Origin of the sequence: Sphingopyxis sp. QXT-31 (assembly GCF_001984035.1) — a bacterium.
Lineage (GTDB): Bacteria > Pseudomonadota > Alphaproteobacteria > Sphingomonadales > Sphingomonadaceae > Sphingopyxis.
Genome location: NZ_CP019449.1, coordinates 3,891,421 through 3,908,349 on the forward strand (window position 1 = coordinate 3,891,421; position 16,929 = coordinate 3,908,349).

The following is a 16,929-nucleotide window of genomic DNA, read 5'->3' on the forward strand; positions in this document are numbered from 1 at the left end:
GGAGGAGTGTTGCCATGAAGACCCTGAATTTCGCCTCGAGCCTGGCTGTGCTGTCGGTGCTCGCCTGCACCACGCCTAGCCAGCCCGCGACCGCCGCGGCGCAGGAGAGCGGTGCGGAGAATGGCGATATGCGCTGGAGCGTGGAGCCCGATGGCGGCAAGGACCGCGCGCCGAAACTGCGTCTCAGCCACCGGAGAACGACCAGCGACCTGTCGCTCGATGCCGATCTGGGCGTCAAGCGCCCCGAATTCGGCGCCGCGCAGAGCGCGCTCGGCGGCAGCGGGCCGGTGCGTTTTTCGGTGCGCCACGAATCGGGCACGCTCGAGTGCAGCGGCACGCTGGCGCAGAGCTACGACGGCGAGGGCCGTTGCAGCTTCACCCCCGACGCGGCGTTCGAGCGCGCGCTCGCGTCGCGGGGGCTGGCTCCCGACAAGCGTGGCGACCTATTCGCGATGCTGATCGTCGATGCGACGATCGAACTCGCCGACGGGCTGACCGCCGAGGGGGTAAAACCGGGCGACTGGGACGATCTGGTCGCCGCCGCGGCGCTCGAGGTGACGCCGGCGTTCGTACGCGGTTTCAAGGGCACGTCGCTGCAACTGAGCGACGTCCGCGACCTCAATGCGGCGGGCTTCGCCAAGCTCGGCATCGACGACGTCACGGGCATGAAGGCGCTCGGCGTCACCGGCGACTATGTCCGCGAGCTGCGCACCGCGGGCTACGACAAATTATCGGCAGAGGATGTGATCGGGATGAAGGCGATGGGGGTGACGGGCGATTATGCCCGGCGGATGAACGGCGCGGCAGGGGGCACCCGGTGAGCCATCGAAAGAGCCTGGGGACGAGCCTTGCCGCGGTCGCCGCGGTGCTGACGTCGGTCCCGGCCGCGGCGCAGGACGCCCCGACCGGCGACACCCCGCCGCCCGCTCCGACCGAGGCGCCGGTCGGCGGCCAGCAAACGCAGGGGCAGGTCTATAGCCCCGCCGACTTTGCGCGCTACGCGCCGAACAACGCGTATGACATGCTGATCCAGGTTCCGGGCTTCTCGATCCGCGACAACGAGAATCTGCGCGGGCTGGGGGTCGCGACGGGCAATGTGCTGTTCAACGGCGAGCGGCCGTCGAACAAGGCCGACGACATGTACACCCAATTGTCGCGTATCCCCGCGGGCAATGTCGAGCGGATCGAGATCGTCGATGGCGCGAGCCTCGACATCCCCGGGCTGTCGGGGCAGGTCGCGAACATCGTCTATCGCGCCGACAATTTCTCGGGGCAGTTTTCGTGGAAGCCGCAGTTTCGCGCGCATTACACCGATCCCCTGTTCACCCGCGGCGACGTGTCGGTGCGCGGGCGCAAGGGCGAGATCGAATATGAGGCGGCGCTCAGCAACGACGATTCGGCGCGCAGCGGGGCGGGCGGGCCGACGATCATCACCGACGGTGCGGGCAACATCATCGAGCGGCGTCGCGATGTCTGGAACACCCATTATGACACGCCCAAATTGTCGGGGCGCATCACCTGGGACCCCGCGGGCGACACGGTCGCGAATTTCGGCGGCCATTATCAGCGCAAATATGACCGCTATTACGAGGATGGCGTGCGCACCGGACCCGGCCTCGTCGACCGCTTCCGCACCGTGCGCGACAAGGCCGACAGCTGGAACTACGAACTCAGCGGCGATTACCAGTTCGGCTTCGGCCCCGGCAAGCTCAAGCTGATCGGGCTGCGGCGCTTCAGCCACGAGCCCTATTCGTCAGAAGTCATCTCCACCCCCGACGACGGCAGCCCCGCGACGGGCGACCGCTTTGCGCAGGTCGGCGACCTCGGCGAGACGATCGCGCGCGGCGAATATCAGTGGAAGATGTGGGGCGGCGACTGGCAATTGTCGGGCGAAGCCGCGTTCAACACGCTCGACAATATTGCCTCGACTGGCGAGCTCCAGCCCGACGGCACCTTCGACAAAACCCCCTTCGTGCCTGGAACGGGCGGGGTCAGCGAAGACCGCTACGAGGGGCTTTTGAGCTTCGGGCGCAAGATCACCGACACTTTTTCGTTCCAGCTCGTCGCGGGCGCCGAACATTCGACCATCGTCCAGGCGGGCCCCGACGGCGTCAGCCGCAGCTTCGCACGGCCGAAGGGCTCGCTGACCTTGTCATGGAAGCCCTCGGACGATTTCGACGCCTCGCTCAAGATCCGGCGGCGCGTGCTCCAGCTTTCCTTCTACGATTTCCTCGGCCGCGCCTTCCTCAACGACGGCAACCAGAACGAGACCAATTTCGACCTCCGTCCGCAGCAGGATTGGAGCTTCGAGGCCGAGATCAACAAGAAGCTGGGCGCCTGGGGGTCGACGAAGATCATCCTGATCCACCGCGACGTCGAGGACCGAGTCGACATCGTCCCCGTCGGCAATGGCGAGGCGGTGGGCAATATCCCCAAGGCGAAGGCGAGCGCGATCGACTGGACCGCGACGATCAACCTCGACCCTGCGGGGATCAAGGGCATGAAGCTCGAGCCGCGGCTGTTGCTCCAGACCAGCTCGCTGCGCGATCCCTTCACGGGCGAGAAGCGCCAGTGGAGCGGCTTCACCGATACCGTTGCCTCGATCGGCCTGCGCCACGACATCCCGGGCAGCGACATCGCCTGGGGCGCGAACGCCGAATATGCGCATTACCAGCCCAATTACCGCCGCAACCAAGTCGACAAGGTCTGGGAGGGGCCGGTGTGGGCGTCGGTCTTCGTCGAGCACAAGGATGTCATGGGACTGACGATCCGCGCGTCGATCAACAATATCGTCAACGCGCGCTCGCGGCGCGACCGTACGGTCTACACCGGGGTGCGCGGCGAAAGCCCGGTCGCCTTCGTCGAGGATCGCAACCGGCTGATCGGCCCGATCTTCTCCTTTTCGGTGCGCGGGACGTTTTGACCAGATCCTCCCCACGCGCAGCGATGGGGAGGTGGCAGCGGCTTTAGCCGCTGACGGAGGGGTCGACGCCGTCAGGCGTCGGTGCAAGGCCAGACCCCTCCACCACCGCCTGCGGCGGCGGTCCCCCTCCCCATCGCTGCGCGTGGGGAGGATCTTTCCGGATCGCGGCGGTGGGCGCTATGCTCGAGCCATGACGACCCGCCGGACCAAAATCTATTTCGACGGCGGCGCGCGGCCCAACCCCGGGGCGATGGAGATCGCCACCGTTTGCCGCGGCGTCGTTCATGTCGAGCGTGATCTCGGCGTCGGGACCAGCCTCGACGCCGAGTGGCTGGCGCTGATCGCGGCGCTGCGGCTGGCGCGCGCGCAGGGGCTGGAGGATGTGCTGCTGCTCGGCGACGCAGCGGCGGTCGTGGCGCAGGCGAACGGTGCCGCGCCCGCGCGCGGTAGAGCGGCGCAGCATTTCGCCGTCTTTCGCGCACTGGTCGGCGAGGGGACCGCGCCGCGAGTCCGCCATGTCGGGCGCGCGCAGAATCTCGCCGGCATTGCGCTCGCGCGGCTGCATCCGCGATAGTCCGCGCCTTCGGCCGGACCTGAGAAACCACCGGCCTGCCACCACGCGCGGCGCGGGCGATTGACGCGCCCCGGTGTCCGCCGCAGGCGAAAGGGAGACCAACCACAGCGCGGGCCCCTATGGCCAGCCGCGCCTCACTCACTCCCAAAGGCCCCCGCTCCATCATGCAGTTTTTCCGCCGCCTGACTTCCTCCGCGCACGACATGGCGATCGACCTCGGCACGGTGAACACCGTCGTCTATGTGCGCGACCGCGGCATCGTCCTCAACGAACCCTCGGTGGTCGCGCTCGAAACGCGCGACGGGGTGCGGCGGGTGAAGGTCGTCGGCAACGAGGCGAAGCTGATGATGGGCAAGACCCCCGACAATATCCAGGCGATCCGCCCGCTGCGCGACGGGGTGATCGCCGATATCGGCGTCGCCGAGCAGATGCTGTCGCATTTCATCGAAAAGGCGCTGGGCGGGCCCAGCCGCTTTCGTCGCCGCAGCCATGTCGTAATCTGCGTGCCCGCGGGATCGACGATGGTCGAGCGCCGCGCTATCCGCGACGCCGCCTCGAACGCCGGCGCGGTGTCGGTGCGGCTGATCGAGGAGTCGCTGGCGGCGGCGATCGGGGCCGGCCTGCCGGTGACCGCGCCGCAGGGCGCGATGGTCGTCGACATCGGCGGCGGCACGACCGAGGTCGCGGTGCTGTCGCTCGGCGGCATCGCCTACAGCACCTCGGTGCGCGTCGGCGGCGACAAGATGGACGAGATGATCGCCTCCTATATCCGCCGCAAGCACAATCTGATGATCGGCGAGATGACCGCCGAGCGCGTCAAGCTCCTGCTCGGCTGCGCGACCCCGCCCGAGGGGACGGGGCTGGTGATGGGGGTCAAGGGGCGCGATCTGGTCAACGGCCGCCCGTCGGAGGTGCAGGTCACCGAAGCCGAAGTCGCCGAGGCGCTGATCGAGCCCGTCGGGCAGATCGTCGGCGCGGTGCGCGCCGCGCTCGAGGCGACTCCCCCCGAATTGTCGGCGGACATCATCGACGGGGGCATCGTGCTGACCGGCGGCGGCGCGCTGCTGCGCCGGATGGACGAAGCGATCGCGAGCGCGACGGGGCTGCACGTCATGGTCGCCGACGACGCGCTGATGTGCGTCGCGATGGGCGCGGGGCGCGCGGCCGAAGACCCCGCCTATGAAGGCGTGCTGATCTCCGCCTGATCCGCGGCCGGTGCCGCCCCCCAGGCGCGGTAGAAGGTATCGACCGCGGCATCGACCTCGGCCGCCATGCGGCTCGTGTCGCGGCCTTCGGGCAGCCCGAGCACGGCATGCTGGTAAAGGCCCGATTGGCAGAGGCCTGCGAAGTGGCGCACCGCCTGCATCGGTTCGCCTTGGCGGAGTTCGCCGCGTTCCATCTTGGCGGCGACCCAGTCGGCGGCGCGTGCCTTGCCGCGGCGCGGGCCGCGGTCGTAGAAGGTTTCGGCGAGATGCGGAAAACGCTCGGCCTCGCCGACGACGAGGCGGAACAGCGAAAGCAGGGGCGTCGAGATCAGCGTCGTCATCAGGACATTGCCAAAGCGCGTGAGCACCTCGGTCACTGGCTGGTCGACGGGCAGGTCGACGTGCAGCGCACTGCCATATTCGCCGACGATGTCGTCGACGACCGCGGCGAACAATTCCTCCTTCGACGGGAAATAGGTCCAAAGCGTGGTCTTCGACCCGCCGACCGTGGCCGCGATGGATGACATGGTGGTGCCGCTATAGCCATTGGCAAAGAACAGGATGCGCGCGGCATCGACGAACGCCTTGCGCCGCGCGGCGGCGGCCTCGTCCAGACTCGCCGTACTGTCTGGTATCATTTCAATTGACAACGCATTCTCCGGGGTTCATTGGCGCATGATACCAGCTAGTATCGTTGGACGCCATGCTCTCCAGATTTTTTCTCTCCACCGCGCTTTTGGGCCTGCTTGCGGGCTGTGTCGGCACCCCCGACGTCGGGCCGAAGCCCGTTCCGGTCGCCGCCGAGTCGCTCGAGTCGCGCACTTCCTTTGCCGATGCGAAAGGCAGCTGGCCCGCCGAGGGCTGGTGGCGGGCGATGGGCGATGCGCAGCTGAGCGCGCTGATCGACGAGGGGCTGGCGGGATCGCCCGACGTGGCGATCGCCGCGGCACGCGTGCGCGCCGCCGATGCGCTGGCGCAGCAGGCGCGCGCCGCGCTCGGCCCGCGCGTCGGCGTCGAGGGCAGCGCGGGCGGGGTCCAGCAGAGCAAGAATCTCGGCATTCCGCCGCAGTTCGTGCCCGACGGCATCCAGGACACCGGACGCCTCGCCGCAACCTTCGGCTTCGATCTGGACCTGTGGGGCCGGAACCGTGCGGCGCTGGCGGCGGCGACCTCGGAGGCCGAGGCGGCGCGCGTCGAGGCGGCGCAGGCGCGGCTGATGCTGACCACCGCAATCGCGGCGGCCTATGTCGATCTCGCAGGCCAATATGCCGCGCTCGATGTGGCGCAGGATGCGGTCCGCGTGCGCGATGCGAGCGCCGCCCTGTCGGCCGAACGCGCCCGGGCGGGGATCGAGAATCGGTCGGCGCAGCGTCAGGGCGAGAGCCGCGCCGCCGCGGCGCGCGGCGACGTCGTCGCGCTCGAGGAAGCGATATCGCTGACCCGCAACCGGCTCGCGGCGCTGGTCGGCGCCGGGCCCGATCGCGGGCTCGCGCTGGAGCGGCCGACGCTGGCCGTGCCCGCCGCGGGTCTTCCCGCCGATGCCGGGATCGCGCTCGTCGGGCGGCGTCCCGATATCGTGGCCGCACGGCTGCGCAGCGAGGCGGCGGCCAAGCGCATCGACGTGGCGAAGGCCGATTTCTATCCGAACATCAGCCTGTCGGCGCTCGTCGGCTTGCAGTCGCTCGGCCTGTCGAACCTGTTCGATACGGGCTCCGAATATGGCAATGGCGGCGTGGCCTTCACGCTGCCGATCTTCGACAGCGGGCGGCTGCAGGGGCGCTATCGCGGCGCGCGTGCGGACTATGACGTCGCGGTCGCCAGCTACGACAAGACTTTGATCGGCGCGTTGCGCGAGGTCGCCGACGTCGTGCGCAGCCGTGAGGCGAATGTGCGCCAACTCACGGAACGCCGCGCCGCGCTGACGGCGGCGGCCGAGGCGTCGAAGCTCGCGACCCTCCGCTACCGCGCCGGCCTTTCGAACCAGATCGTGGCGCTCACCGCCGAGGACAGCGCGGTCGCGCTGGCGCGCGCGGTTGCCGACCTCGAGGCGCGCCAGCTCGCGCTCGACATTTCCCTGATCCGCGCGCTCGGCGGCGGGTACCAGATTTCAACAGGAGAGCGATGATGGCCGACGAAACGGCTGCGACCCCCGCCGAACCCTCCCCCGACTTGGGCGGCAATGGCGCCAAGCGCCGGAAGTTCCTGCGCATCCTCCTCATCGTCGTCGTGGTCGCGGCGCTGATTTGGGCCGCTTGGTATTATCTGACGCAGGCGGGACGCGTGCACACCGACAACGCCTATGTCGGCGCCGATTCCGCCGTGGTCACCGCGCTCGTCGCGGGGCCGGTGCAGGAGGTCCGCGTCGCGGGCACGCAGGCGGTGAAGAAGGGCGACATCCTCGTCATCCTCGACGACGCGGATGCGAAGCTCGCGGTCGCCGACGCGCAGGCGGCGCTGCGCCTCGCGCGTCAGCGCTACGGCCAGGCGGGCGCCAACGCCGATGCGGCGCGCGCGCGCGTCGTCGCGCGCGGCGCCGATGTGAACCAGTCGCGCGCGCGGCTGCGCGATGCCAATGCCGCGGTCGAGAAGGCGCGCGCCGAACTCGCGCGGCGCGAGAGCATCGCGGGCACCGGCGCGGTCTCGGCCGAGGAAATCACCGCCGCGCGGGCTGCGCTCCAGTCGGCGACCGCCGCGCGCGATCTCGCTTCGGCGGGCATCGCTTCGGCGCAGGCGACGCAGGGTTCCGCGAGCGGCGACCTCGGCGCGGCCGAGGCGCTGGTGCGCGGCACGACGATCTACACGGCGCCTGACGTGGCGGCGGCGCAGGCGCGGCTTGAAAAGGCCGAGCTCGACCTCGCGCGCACGGTGATCCGCGCGCCGGTCGACGGCATCGTGACGAACAAGCAGGTGCAGGTGGGACAGCGCATCGCCGCGGGCGCGCCGATCATGACGATCGTCCCGATTGCGACCGCCTATGTCGACGCGAACTACAAGGAAAGCCAGTTCCAGGACATCCGCATCGGCCAGCCGGTCGAGCTGCTGTCGGACTATTATGGCGACGATGTCGTCTTCCACGGCAAGGTCATCGGCATCGCGGGCGGCACCGGCGCGGCTTTCTCCTTGATCCCCGCGCAGAACGCCACCGGCAACTGGGTGAAGGTGGTGCAGCGCCTGCCGGTGCGCATCCAGCTGGACCCGAAGGAGCTGAAGGCGCACCCGCTCCGCGTCGGCCTGTCGATGGAAGCGACGATCGACACGCGCGGCAAGGATTGAGCTTAGCCGATGGCCAGCGCCGCCGCCACGACCATTCCGGACGAACCCGCACCGCTGACCGGGGTGCGACTGTTCGCCGCGGCTTTCGCGCTGGCGCTCGCCAACTTCGTCGTCGTGCTCGACACGACGATCGCCAATGTGTCGGTGCCGCACATCGCGGGCGGTCTCGCGGTGTCGCCGACGCAGGGGACGTGGGTCATCACCAGCTATGCGGTCGCCGACGCAATCAGCGTACCGCTCACCGGCTGGCTCGCGATGCGCTTCGGCACGGTGCGCTGGTTCCTCTATTCGATCGTCGGTTTCGGCATCTTCTCCTTCCTCTGCGGCATTTCGCAGACGCTCGACGGGCTCATCGTCTTCCGCATCCTGCAGGGGCTCTCGGGCGGGCCGCTGATGCCGCTGTCGCAGATCCTGCTGCTGCGCATCTTCCCGCGTGAAAAGGCCGGCATCGGCCTCGCGATCTGGGCGATGACGACTACCACCGCGCCGATCCTCGGTCCTATCCTCGGCGGCCTGATCAGCGACAATTGGAGCTGGCCGTGGATCTTCTTTATCAACCTGCCCGTCGTCGCGTTGTGCTTCTTCGGCGTCATGAGCATGCTCAAGCCATTCGAGACGAAGAAGGCCAAAGCACGGATCGACACCATCGGGCTGATCCTGCTCGTGCTGTCGGTCGGCGCCTTCCAGCTGATGCTCGACACCGGGCGCGAACATGACTGGTTCGAATCGACCTGGATCGTCGGCTTCGCGATCATCGCGGCGATCGCTTTCGCCGCCTTCGTGATCTGGGAACTCACCGACGAAAATCCCGTCGTCGACCTCCGCGTCTTCCGCTTCCGCGGCTTCAGCTTCGCGACGATCGCGATCTCGCTCGGCTTCGGCGCCTTCTTCGCGCAGGTCGTGCTGACGCCTCTGTGGCTGCAACAGGTCGCGGGCTATACCGCGACCGAGACCGGCTATATCGTCGCATGGATCGGGGTGTTCGCGGTGCTGCTCTCCCCCGTCGCCGCCGGACTGATCGGCAAGATCGACATCCGCATCTCGATCAGCGCGGGAATCCTCTGGATGGCCTTCATTTCGGTGCTGCGCGCCAGCTGGAACGCCGACGTCGATTATTGGACGCTCGCGCTGCCGCACCTGCTCCAGGGTATGGGCATGCCCTTCTTCTTCGTCGGGCTCACCGCGCTTGCACTGTCGAGCGTACCGCCTGAGAAACAGACCTCGGCGGCGGGGCTGATGAGCTTCCTCCGCACCTTGTCGGGCGCGATGGGCACCGCGATCGCGACGTCGGCGTGGGACAGCGAAAACCGCGTCGCGCGGTCGGAACTGGTCGGCCATATGAACGGCACCGCCGAGACGATGGACCTGCTCCAGCGCGCGGGGCTCACCCTCGAACAGGCGCGCGCGGCGATCGAGCGGCTGGTCGATGTGCAGGCGGCGACGATCGGCGTGCTTCACCTCTTCCTCGCTGCGGGCGTGGTGTTCGTGATCGCGGCGATTGCCGTATGGTGCGCGCCCTTGCCGAAGCAGGTATCGATGGGCGCCGCGCATTAGCATTGGCGTGCGCGCTCACCACTTGTTAGGGGCCCGGCGCTAGCCAGAGGGGGCGTAGCGGGAAGGGCGCGGCGTTGAAACACAGACATCCCCTGCCGATCCATCACAGCTGGCCGCTGTACGACAGCGCGCGCCATTTCGAGCTGGGGCAATTGCTGGGTTATGATTCGCTCGATGCCGAACCGTTCGCGTCACCACGCTTTCGACATATCGGGCACTGGTCGTGCGACCTCGCCGACAACAGCCTGAACTGGTCGCGCGAAGTCTATGAGATTTTCGGGCTGCCCGAGGGTGCGTCCGTGTCGCGCGGCGAGGCGGTGGCGCTTTATGCCGAGCCGTCGCGCGCGGCGATGGAGAAGCTCCGCGCCTATGCGATCCGCCACCGCCGCGGCTTCACCCTCGATGCCGAGATCAGGCCCGCGACCGGCGCGCCGCGCTGGATGCGGCTGATCGCGGCGCCGGTATGCGTCGGTGATGCAGTGGTCAAATTGCAGGGGCTGAAGTTCCTCGTCCCTCAGCGATAGGCCTTTAGTTCCTCCCCACTTGTGGGGAGGTGGCAGCCGCGTAGCGGCTGACGGAGGGGGGTGGCGTCCGTCCGCGGCGTTGCTGAAGGACGCCACCCCCCCCCTCCACCACCCTTCGGGTGATCCCCCTCTCCCGCCGGGCGGGGTGGATTTGCGGCTCTGGTCAGGCGTAGGCGTCGATCGCGGCGAGGTGCCGCGCCTTGGCGACCTCGTCCAGGAACGACCCGGTGAAGCTGTTCTGTGCGAGCGTGACGAGGTCGTCGCGCGACAGGTCGAGCGCGTCGGCGACCGCCAGATAATTGGCCCCGACATAGCCGCCGAAATAGCTCGGATCGTCGCTGTTCACCGTCGCTTTCAGCCCGGCACCCAGCATCGTCTTGAGCGGATGCGCCGCGAGGTCGCCGACGACGCAGAGCTTGAGGTTCGAGAGTGGACAGACGGTGAGCGTCATTCCCTCGGCGGCGAGCCGCGCGACGAGCGCGGGGTCCTCGAGGCTGCGGTTGCCATGGTCGATGCGGTCGACCTTCAAGAGGTCGAGCGCCTCATGGACATAGGCGGGCGGGCCCTCCTCGCCGGCGTGGGCGACGATCTTGAGCCCGAGGCCTTTCGCGCGCGCGAAGACGCGTTCGAACTTCGACGGCGGGTGGCCGACCTCGCTGCTGTCGAGGCCGACGCCGTCGATTCGGTCGAGCCAGGGCAGCGCCTCGTCGAGCGTCGCCTCGGCGTCGGCCTCGCTGAGGTGGCGCAGGAAACACATGATGAGCTTCGACGTGATGCCGTGCTGCGCCTCGGCCTCGTCCAGCGCACGGGTGATGCCCGCGATCACGGTTTCGAACGCGACCCCGCGCTCGGTGTGCCCCTGCGGGTCGAAGAAGATCTCGACGTGGCGGACATTGTCGGCGTGCGCGCGCGCGAGATAGGCGGCGGTCAGGTCGTAAAAATCCTGTTCGGTGATCAGCACGCCCATGCCTTGATAATAGATGTCGAGGAAATCTTGGAGATTCGAGAAGGCATAGGCGGCGCGCACCTCGTCGACGCTGGCGAAGGGAATCGCGACGCCGTTGCGCTGCGCCAGCTCGAACATCAGCTCGGGTTCGAGGCTGCCTTCGATGTGCAGATGCAACTCGGCCTTGGGCAGGCCCGCGATGAAGGCCGCGCGTTCCTCGCGCGATAAAAAAGCCTCAGGCATCGGGCACCTCCTCCTCGCGCAGGATGATCGCCGCCTCGGGCTTGTGGCGACGGATTTCATCGACCGAGAGCCCGTCGATCTCGTGCGGGAAAATCAGCCACTGATCGGTTTCGTGGATATAATAGTCGGGCTTCAAGTCGGTGACGTTGCGGCGCGGTTTGTACCATACGGTCGCGATGCGGATGTCGCGCGGCATATTGTGGCGACAGCGCGCCTTCAGCTCGGCGATGAAGGCGCGGATGCTGCGCCCGCTGTCGAAGACATCGTCGATGATCAGCAGCCGGTCGGTGGGGTCGAGCGTGTCAATCAGATAGCCCAGCGCGAACACCTTCACCTGCGGGTCCTGCCGGTCGATGCCGTGGTAGGAGGAGGTGCGGATCGCGATATGGTCGCAATGCTGGCCGTGATAATCGAGCAGCTCCTGCACCGCGATGCCGACCGGCGCCCCGCCGCGCCAGATGCCGACGAGATGCGTCGGTTTGAAGCCGCTGTCGATCACCTGCATGCCCAGCCGCAGCGAGTCGGCGAGCAGGTGATTCGCATCGATGAAGATTTTCTCGTCGCCCATGGACCGCACCTAATCCTGCGACCGACGCCCCGCAAGCAGGGGACTCGACATTCGAGCGATCCGCTATTATGTATGGTATTGTGTATGGCTTACTACACGGCATCATGCAGGGTATCGAAGATGAGCGGCGAACGTGAAGGGCGCGAAAAATGGCTCTGGATCTATCGGACGGGGCTGCACGGCCACTGCCCGTGCTGCGGCGAGGGCAAGATGTTCCGCCGCTGGCTCAAGGTCTCGGACCGCTGCGAGGTCTGCGGGCTGGATTATGAGTTCGCGGCGCCCGACGACGGCCCGGCCTTTTTCTCGCTCTGCTTCGTCGCCTTTCCCTTGCTCTTCCTCGTCGTGTGGTTCGAGGTCGCGGTGAACCCGCCCTGGTGGGTGCATCTTTTGACCTCGGTGCCGTTGATGATCCTGCCGTGCCTCGCGGTGCTGCACCCGATCAAGGGCTGGCTCGTCGCGTCGCAATATGTGAACAAGGCGCAGGAAGCGGGCACGGGCGCGCTATGGGCCGAGCTCAACGCGCGCGCCAAGGGGGAGGTTCGGGAGGCGGATGCCTGAAGCGTGGGTTCCCGATCTCAGCCGGATCAGCGGCGCCAAATATCTCGCGATCGCCGATGCGATGCAGGCGGCGGTCGAGAGCGGGCGACTGCGCGCGGGCGACCGGCTGCTGCCACAGCGCGACCTTGCGGCGCGGCTCGGCGTCGATCTGACCACCGTCACCAAGGCCTATGACCAGGCGCGCGGGCGCGGGCTGATCGGCGCGCGCGGGCGCGCGGGCAGCTTCATTCTGCCGCAGGATGTGATCGCCGCGGGGCCGCCGCCGCGCGACACGGGGATGAACATGCCGCCCGAGGTCGCGGACGGCTCGCTGCTCGCGACATGGGAGCGCACCGCGAGTGCGCTGCTCCGCGCCGAGGGCGCAGGCGGGCGGCTGCACTATACGCCCGCGGGTGGACGCGCCGTCGACCGCGAGGCGGGCGCGGCGCTCTTCGGACGATTGGGATTGGCGAGTGAGCCCGACCAGCTGGTCGTCGCGGCGGGCGCGCAAAATGCGCTGCACGCGATCGTGTCGGCGACGCTGAAACCCGGCGATGTCGTGGCGTGCGGGGCGCATGTCTATTCGGTCTTCCTCGCGCTCGCGCGGCGCTTCGGCCTCCGCCTCGCGCCGCTCGCCAGCGTCGATGCCGCCAGCCTCGACGCGCTGTGCCGCACGACCAAGGTCGCCGCCCTCTATCTGGTCCCGACCAACGACAACCCGACCTCGCGCACGCTTGATCTCGCCGAACGCGAGGCGCTCGCCGCGGCGCTGCGCCGCCACGACGTACGACTGATCGAGGACGACGCTTATGGCCAGCTCCCCGATCACCCGCTCGCCCCGGTGACCAGCTTCGTCCCCGACCTCGGTTTCTATGTCGCGAGCGTGTCGAAAATCCTGTCGCCCGCGCTGCGCGTCGCGCACGTCCGCGCGCCTAGCATGCGCGACGCGCTCGCGCTCGCGGCCGAAGTGCATGCTTCGACGGTGATGGCCCCGCCGCTCGACTGCGCGCTGGTGACGCGCTGGATCGAGGACGGCAGCTACGCCCGCCTGACCGCCGAAACGCGGGCCGAAGCGAAGGCGCGGCAGGCGATCGCAGCCTCGGTGTTGCCGCCCGGCAGCTATGCCGCGCACGACTGCGGCTATCATCTGTGGGTGCCGCTGCCGCCGCCGCTCGACCGCGTGCAGGTCGCGGCCGCGCTGCGCGCCGAGGGGCTGACCGCCGTCCCCTCGGACATGTTCGCCGCGGGCGAGAGCAGCGTGTCGGCGCTGCGCGTGTCGCTCGGCGGCGCGATCGACCGTACGGGCCTCGCGCGCGGGCTGACGGCGCTCGAAATGCAACTGTCGGGGAGCGGCCGCGAGGGCGTGATCTAGGCCTCAGGCATACCCCACCCAGCCGCGCCAGGTGAAGGCCGCGTAAAATTGCTCGACCCCGGCGAATCCCGCGGCGCGCAGCACATCCTCGTCGGCTTCGGGGCTCAGCATCGCGACGTGCGTGGCGACCGCCTCGCGGCCTTTGGCGACCTGCTCGGGATCGCCGCCCGAGGCGATGGCGAAGGCGGCGTAGCGGTCGAGCCACCGGTCGCGCTCGTCCGGGCCTTGCGGGAAGCTGCCGTGCGCGGCGACGAAGGGTGCGCCGGGTTTGAGGCGCTTGCGGATCGCGGCGGCGGTGCGGATGCGCTCGTCGCTCGCGAGGAAGTGCAGCGTGAGCAGGCAGATCGCGCCGTCGAAGGGGCCGGCGGGCGCGTCGTCGATATAACCCTCGACCAGATCGGCGCGGTGCGCGTGCGGGCCGAGTGTCTGCGCCGCAAGACGCAGCATCGCGCCCGCGGGATCGACCCCGGTGAAGGCCCAGCCGGGATATGCGTCGGCCAACGCTTTGAGCTCCAGCCCGCCGCCCGCGCCGAGCGCGAGGATATGCGCGTCCGCGGGCACGCGCTCGGCGAGCAGCAGCCCGGTCATGCGGTGGAGCCCGTCGAGCGCGGGGACGAAGCGGCGCGGGCCGTCGGTGTAATGCGCGACGGCTTCGGGGTCCTTGAAGCTGTCGAGGAAATGCCTAGCGCCTTCAGCCATGATGACGATCCTTTGTGTGGGGAGGGCGCGCGGCGAGGCGCGCTTGGAAATCGGCGGCGAGCGCCGCGAGCGTCACGTCGCCGAAGCGCGCCAGCAGCAGCGCCTCGGCCTCGCGAAAACCGGTGTCGAGCGCGGCGTTGACCGCCTGCTCGACGAGGCAGCCCGGCGCCTCGGTGCGGTTGCCCATCGCCATCAGCCGCGGCCGGCCGATCGCGTCATAGACGTCGCGCATCGTGATCTTCGACAGGTCGCGCGCGAGCGTCCAGCCGCCGCCATGGCCCTTTTCGCTGTGCACGAACCCCGCGTCGCGGAGGCCGCCAAGGATGCGGCGGACGACGACGGCGTTGGTCTGCATCGCCTTGGCGAGCTGCTCCGACGTCATCGGCGCATCCGCTTCGGCCATGTGGAGAAGGACGTGGAGCACGCCAGAGAGCCGGCTGTCGCGTTTCATGTAACTTTAAATAGTACGTGAAATACGATCGTCAAGACCCGGGATTGACCGGCGATCGCGGAGCGATTAGCCACACCGGCGATGACCAACGACCGATCCACCCGATTCAAGGCGTATTGGCGCTCCTTTACATAGGAGCGGCATGGCATCACCTGTGACCATCGCCGCCGTGTTCGGACAGGCGAATGGTCATCATCATATCACCCCTCCGGTCCCGGCGTGCGCATCCTGAAAGACGCGACATGACCGATGTTTTGCTTGCCCTATCGACCGACCGCTGCCGCATCGCGCCGCTGCACGCCGACGACGCGTCCGCGCTCGCGGCGATCACCGATGCGTCGGTGACCGACCAGGTCCATTTCCTGCCCGCGCCCTTCACCGAGGCCGATGCGCGCGCGCTGATCGCCGGATCGGGCGGCGGCGATGTGTTCCATGCGGTGCGCGACCGCGGCGATGGGCGGCTGCAGGGGGTGATCGGCGTCCACAGGCGCGACGCGCGCGAGGTCGAGGTCGGTTACTGGTTCGCAGCCTCGGCGCGTGGGCAGGGGCTCGCGACCGAGGCGGTCGATGCGGTGGTGCGCGAGATCGCGGCGTCGCGCCCGGGCGGCGCGATCGTCGCCGAATGCCATCCGGAGAATGACCGCTCGCGCGCGCTGCTGCGGCGGATCGGCTTTCTGGCGACGGGGAAAGTGGGGCGGCGGCCGGGACGGGTGTTGATGAAATGGCGGCCGGGATCGGGGATCGACGTGTGCTGATCGCGGCTTTGGCTCACTACTCCCTGGTCATTGGGCTGCTGATTTTGGCCAAGGATGCAATTCCCATCCTTGTCCCTGTTCGGTCATCGCGGTGAGGAACTTGTCCCAGTAGGGCTCCCAATCCTCGAGATTGTCGTCGATGCACGTCCGTTCGACCGACGCCACCCCCACGCTGGCCCCGGGGCGCCAAGTGACGCGGATCAGCAGGCTGACTTTCGGGCTCTGCAGGCCATAGATGCTGAAGTCATGGCCGACGAGGCTCCAGTCGGTCATGCCGAGCTGGGTTTCGGCGTTCGCGAGGAGCGCCTCGATCGGGCGCGTTCCCCGTTCATCGAACCGCAGACGCGCGGCGGCCTTGATCTCTGCCCGCGCAGGGTCGGAGCAGATCGTTTCGGTGGCACCGGCAAACCCGGCGCCGGGGGGTGCCAGGAGCGCGCCAGCGAAAAGCAGCGCCGCGATGCGGTGCGGCGCCTTCACGCCACCTCTTCCTGCAACGCCTTGACGATCGCCGCCACCGAGGTCGGGGCGTAGGCGAAGCCCATATGGCCGCAGTCGACCTCGACCTGGCGGTCGCTTTCGTGCGGGGCGCCGCGCGCGCTGGTCACCGCGACGACGCCGTCATAGGACGACCAGAGCGCGAAGGTCGGCATTTCGGGGCGCGGCGCCGGGTGGAAGTCGATCGGCGGGTTGTCGACCGGATGGCGCGCGATCAGATGATAGAGGCGCCACGCGCGGTTGGCGCGGCGGCTGCCCGAAAAGGGCGAACCCAAAGTGACGACGCGCGCGACCTTCCCCGGATGATGCTTGGCATATTCGCGGGCGTAGATGCCGCCGAGGCTCCAGCCGACCAGTGCGGGGGCGTGGCCGGTGCGCTCGATGATCCACTGCACGCGGCCGTCGATGCGCTCGATGATGTCAGGCGTCGCGCCGCGGTTGAAGCCGAGGCCCCAGGCGTAGCAGCGAAAGCCCGCGCGGCGCAGGTCGGCGCGCAGCGCCTTGGTCGCCCAGTCGCCCGACAGGAAACCCGGCAGCACCATCACCGGCGGATGGTCGCTGTCGGGATTGGGTTCGGCGGGCATCGGCCGGATGCGGCTCCACAAGGCCCAGAGCAGCCCGGTCACCTCGCGCCACAACAGCCGCAGCGGTGGCGGCGCGTCGGGATCGGGAATGCGCGCCGGCCATTCGGCGCGCCGGGTGAGGAAGCCGCGGATCATCGTGGGGGATATAGTCCTTACCGTTCCCCGGCGAAAGCCGGGGAACAGAAGCATAGCCCGGGTGGTGGTGGATCCCGGCTTTCGCCGGGGA

The 16,929-nt window shown here is 68.6% G+C and carries 18 protein-coding genes; 11 read left to right on the forward strand and 7 right to left on the reverse strand.

Annotated features, from left to right (window positions below; genetic code table 11):
• The first annotated feature begins 14 nt into the window (after positions 1-14).
• From BWQ93_RS18645 to BWQ93_RS18660, 4 genes are all read left to right on the forward strand, one after another.
• Complete coding sequence (locus tag BWQ93_RS18645; RefSeq protein ID WP_077031791.1) at positions 15-821, forward strand: hypothetical protein; 807 nt, start codon at positions 15-17, stop codon at positions 819-821.
• Positions 818-2,923, forward strand: coding sequence for a TonB-dependent receptor plug domain-containing protein (locus BWQ93_RS18650; RefSeq protein ID WP_232314665.1), 2,106 nt, complete (start codon positions 818-820; stop codon positions 2,921-2,923). The genes BWQ93_RS18645 and BWQ93_RS18650 overlap by 4 nt, the downstream gene beginning before the upstream one ends.
• Before the next feature lie 190 nt (positions 2,924-3,113).
• The gene (locus BWQ93_RS18655) at positions 3,114-3,497 is read left to right on the forward strand and encodes a reverse transcriptase-like protein (RefSeq protein WP_077031792.1); all 384 of its coding nucleotides are present in this window, start codon (positions 3,114-3,116) and stop codon (positions 3,495-3,497) included.
• Between the two features lie 164 nt (positions 3,498-3,661).
• Complete coding sequence (locus BWQ93_RS18660; RefSeq protein WP_077031793.1) at positions 3,662-4,702, forward strand: rod shape-determining protein; 1,041 nt, start codon at positions 3,662-3,664, stop codon at positions 4,700-4,702.
• On the opposite strand, the gene BWQ93_RS18665 is transcribed toward BWQ93_RS18660, so the two are convergent.
• A complete protein-coding gene (locus tag BWQ93_RS18665; RefSeq protein WP_077031794.1) occupies positions 4,675-5,340 on the reverse strand; it encodes a TetR/AcrR family transcriptional regulator in 666 nt (221 codons plus the stop codon). The genes BWQ93_RS18660 and BWQ93_RS18665 overlap by 28 nt on opposite strands.
• Before the next feature lie 65 nt (positions 5,341-5,405).
• Between BWQ93_RS18665 and BWQ93_RS18670 the strand changes: the two genes are divergently transcribed.
• The 4 genes from BWQ93_RS18670 (at position 5,406) to BWQ93_RS18685 (ending at position 10,053) form a co-directional block, all read left to right on the forward strand.
• Complete coding sequence (locus BWQ93_RS18670) at positions 5,406-6,827, forward strand: efflux transporter outer membrane subunit (protein ID WP_077031795.1); 1,422 nt, start codon at positions 5,406-5,408, stop codon at positions 6,825-6,827.
• Positions 6,824-7,975 carry an HlyD family secretion protein gene (locus BWQ93_RS18675; protein ID WP_443029351.1) on the forward strand — a complete coding sequence of 384 codons (1,152 nt, stop codon included), beginning with the start codon at positions 6,824-6,826 and terminating at the stop codon, positions 7,973-7,975. Before BWQ93_RS18670 ends, BWQ93_RS18675 begins: the two co-directional genes overlap by 4 nt.
• 9 nt (positions 7,976-7,984) lie before the next feature.
• Complete coding sequence (locus tag BWQ93_RS18680) at positions 7,985-9,529, forward strand: DHA2 family efflux MFS transporter permease subunit (protein ID WP_077031797.1); 1,545 nt, start codon at positions 7,985-7,987, stop codon at positions 9,527-9,529.
• 74 nt (positions 9,530-9,603) lie between these two features.
• A complete protein-coding gene (locus BWQ93_RS18685; RefSeq protein WP_077031798.1) occupies positions 9,604-10,053 on the forward strand; it encodes a hypothetical protein in 450 nt (149 codons plus the stop codon).
• 163 nt (positions 10,054-10,216) lie between these two features.
• On the opposite strand, the gene BWQ93_RS18690 is transcribed toward BWQ93_RS18685, so the two are convergent.
• Both BWQ93_RS18690 and BWQ93_RS18695 read right to left on the reverse strand, forming a co-directional pair.
• A complete protein-coding gene (locus BWQ93_RS18690; RefSeq protein WP_077031799.1) occupies positions 10,217-11,242 on the reverse strand; it encodes an adenosine deaminase in 1,026 nt (341 codons plus the stop codon).
• A complete protein-coding gene (locus BWQ93_RS18695) occupies positions 11,235-11,810 on the reverse strand; it encodes a phosphoribosyltransferase (RefSeq protein WP_077031800.1) in 576 nt (191 codons plus the stop codon). The genes BWQ93_RS18690 and BWQ93_RS18695 overlap by 8 nt, the downstream gene beginning before the upstream one ends.
• A 120-nt stretch (positions 11,811-11,930) precedes the next feature.
• On the opposite strand from BWQ93_RS18695, the gene BWQ93_RS18700 reads away from it, so the two are divergent.
• Both BWQ93_RS18700 and BWQ93_RS18705 read left to right on the forward strand, forming a co-directional pair.
• Entirely contained in the window at positions 11,931-12,368 is a 438-nt protein-coding gene (locus BWQ93_RS18700) for a DUF983 domain-containing protein (RefSeq protein ID WP_077031801.1), read from the forward strand.
• Positions 12,361-13,719 (forward strand): aminotransferase-like domain-containing protein, encoded by a 1,359-nt coding sequence (locus tag BWQ93_RS18705; RefSeq protein ID WP_077031802.1) that lies wholly within the window; start codon positions 12,361-12,363, stop codon positions 13,717-13,719. Before BWQ93_RS18700 ends, BWQ93_RS18705 begins: the two co-directional genes overlap by 8 nt.
• A 3-nt stretch (positions 13,720-13,722) precedes the next feature.
• Here the strand turns inward: BWQ93_RS18705 and BWQ93_RS18710 are convergent, their stop codons facing one another.
• Both BWQ93_RS18710 and BWQ93_RS18715 read right to left on the reverse strand, forming a co-directional pair.
• Positions 13,723-14,418 carry a class I SAM-dependent methyltransferase gene (locus BWQ93_RS18710; RefSeq protein WP_077031803.1) on the reverse strand — a complete coding sequence of 232 codons (696 nt, stop codon included), beginning with the start codon at positions 14,416-14,418 and terminating at the stop codon, positions 13,723-13,725.
• On the reverse strand, positions 14,411-14,869 hold the full coding sequence (locus tag BWQ93_RS18715; protein WP_077031804.1) for an RrF2 family transcriptional regulator: 459 nt from the start codon (positions 14,867-14,869) through the stop codon (positions 14,411-14,413). Before BWQ93_RS18715 ends, BWQ93_RS18710 begins: the two co-directional genes overlap by 8 nt.
• 242 nt (positions 14,870-15,111) lie before the next feature.
• Between BWQ93_RS18715 and BWQ93_RS18720 the strand changes: the two genes are divergently transcribed.
• The gene (locus tag BWQ93_RS18720; RefSeq protein ID WP_083721057.1) at positions 15,112-15,624 is read left to right on the forward strand and encodes a GNAT family N-acetyltransferase; all 513 of its coding nucleotides are present in this window, start codon (positions 15,112-15,114) and stop codon (positions 15,622-15,624) included.
• Positions 15,625-15,651: 27 nt separating this feature from the next.
• On the opposite strand, the gene BWQ93_RS18725 is transcribed toward BWQ93_RS18720, so the two are convergent.
• Positions 15,652-16,101, reverse strand: coding sequence for a hypothetical protein (locus tag BWQ93_RS18725; protein ID WP_077031806.1), 450 nt, complete (start codon positions 16,099-16,101; stop codon positions 15,652-15,654).
• Positions 16,098-16,838, reverse strand: a complete 741-nt coding sequence (locus BWQ93_RS18730; RefSeq protein WP_077031807.1) for an esterase/lipase family protein — start codon at positions 16,836-16,838, stop codon at positions 16,098-16,100. The genes BWQ93_RS18725 and BWQ93_RS18730 overlap by 4 nt, the downstream gene beginning before the upstream one ends.
• Between the last annotated feature and the right edge of the window lie 91 nt (positions 16,839-16,929).

What these genes read in the sequence shown, in the direction of transcription:
- BWQ93_RS18690 (WP_077031799.1), bottom strand. Translation starts at nt 11,242, where the DNA reads ATGCCTGAGGCTTTTTTATCGCGCGAGGAACGCGCGGCCTTCATCGCG.
- BWQ93_RS18720 (WP_083721057.1), top strand. Translation starts at nt 15,112, where the DNA reads ATGACCGATGTTTTGCTTGCCCTATCGACCGACCGCTGCCGCATCGCG.
- BWQ93_RS18695 (WP_077031800.1), bottom strand. Translation starts at nt 11,810, where the DNA reads ATGGGCGACGAGAAAATCTTCATCGATGCGAATCACCTGCTCGCCGAC.
- BWQ93_RS18675 (WP_443029351.1), top strand. Translation starts at nt 6,824, where the DNA reads ATGATGGCCGACGAAACGGCTGCGACCCCCGCCGAACCCTCCCCCGAC.
- BWQ93_RS18730 (WP_077031807.1), bottom strand. Translation starts at nt 16,838, where the DNA reads ATGATCCGCGGCTTCCTCACCCGGCGCGCCGAATGGCCGGCGCGCATT.
- BWQ93_RS18665 (WP_077031794.1), bottom strand. Translation starts at nt 5,340, where the DNA reads ATGATACCAGACAGTACGGCGAGTCTGGACGAGGCCGCCGCCGCGCGG.
- BWQ93_RS18660 (WP_077031793.1), top strand. Translation starts at nt 3,662, where the DNA reads ATGCAGTTTTTCCGCCGCCTGACTTCCTCCGCGCACGACATGGCGATC.
- BWQ93_RS18710 (WP_077031803.1), bottom strand. Translation starts at nt 14,418, where the DNA reads ATGGCTGAAGGCGCTAGGCATTTCCTCGACAGCTTCAAGGACCCCGAA.
- BWQ93_RS18670 (WP_077031795.1), top strand. Translation starts at nt 5,406, where the DNA reads ATGCTCTCCAGATTTTTTCTCTCCACCGCGCTTTTGGGCCTGCTTGCG.
- BWQ93_RS18700 (WP_077031801.1), top strand. Translation starts at nt 11,931, where the DNA reads ATGAGCGGCGAACGTGAAGGGCGCGAAAAATGGCTCTGGATCTATCGG.
- BWQ93_RS18680 (WP_077031797.1), top strand. Translation starts at nt 7,985, where the DNA reads ATGGCCAGCGCCGCCGCCACGACCATTCCGGACGAACCCGCACCGCTG.
- BWQ93_RS18655 (WP_077031792.1), top strand. Translation starts at nt 3,114, where the DNA reads ATGACGACCCGCCGGACCAAAATCTATTTCGACGGCGGCGCGCGGCCC.
- BWQ93_RS18705 (WP_077031802.1), top strand. Translation starts at nt 12,361, where the DNA reads ATGCCTGAAGCGTGGGTTCCCGATCTCAGCCGGATCAGCGGCGCCAAA.
- BWQ93_RS18645 (WP_077031791.1), top strand. Translation starts at nt 15, where the DNA reads ATGAAGACCCTGAATTTCGCCTCGAGCCTGGCTGTGCTGTCGGTGCTC.
- BWQ93_RS18715 (WP_077031804.1), bottom strand. Translation starts at nt 14,869, where the DNA reads ATGAAACGCGACAGCCGGCTCTCTGGCGTGCTCCACGTCCTTCTCCAC.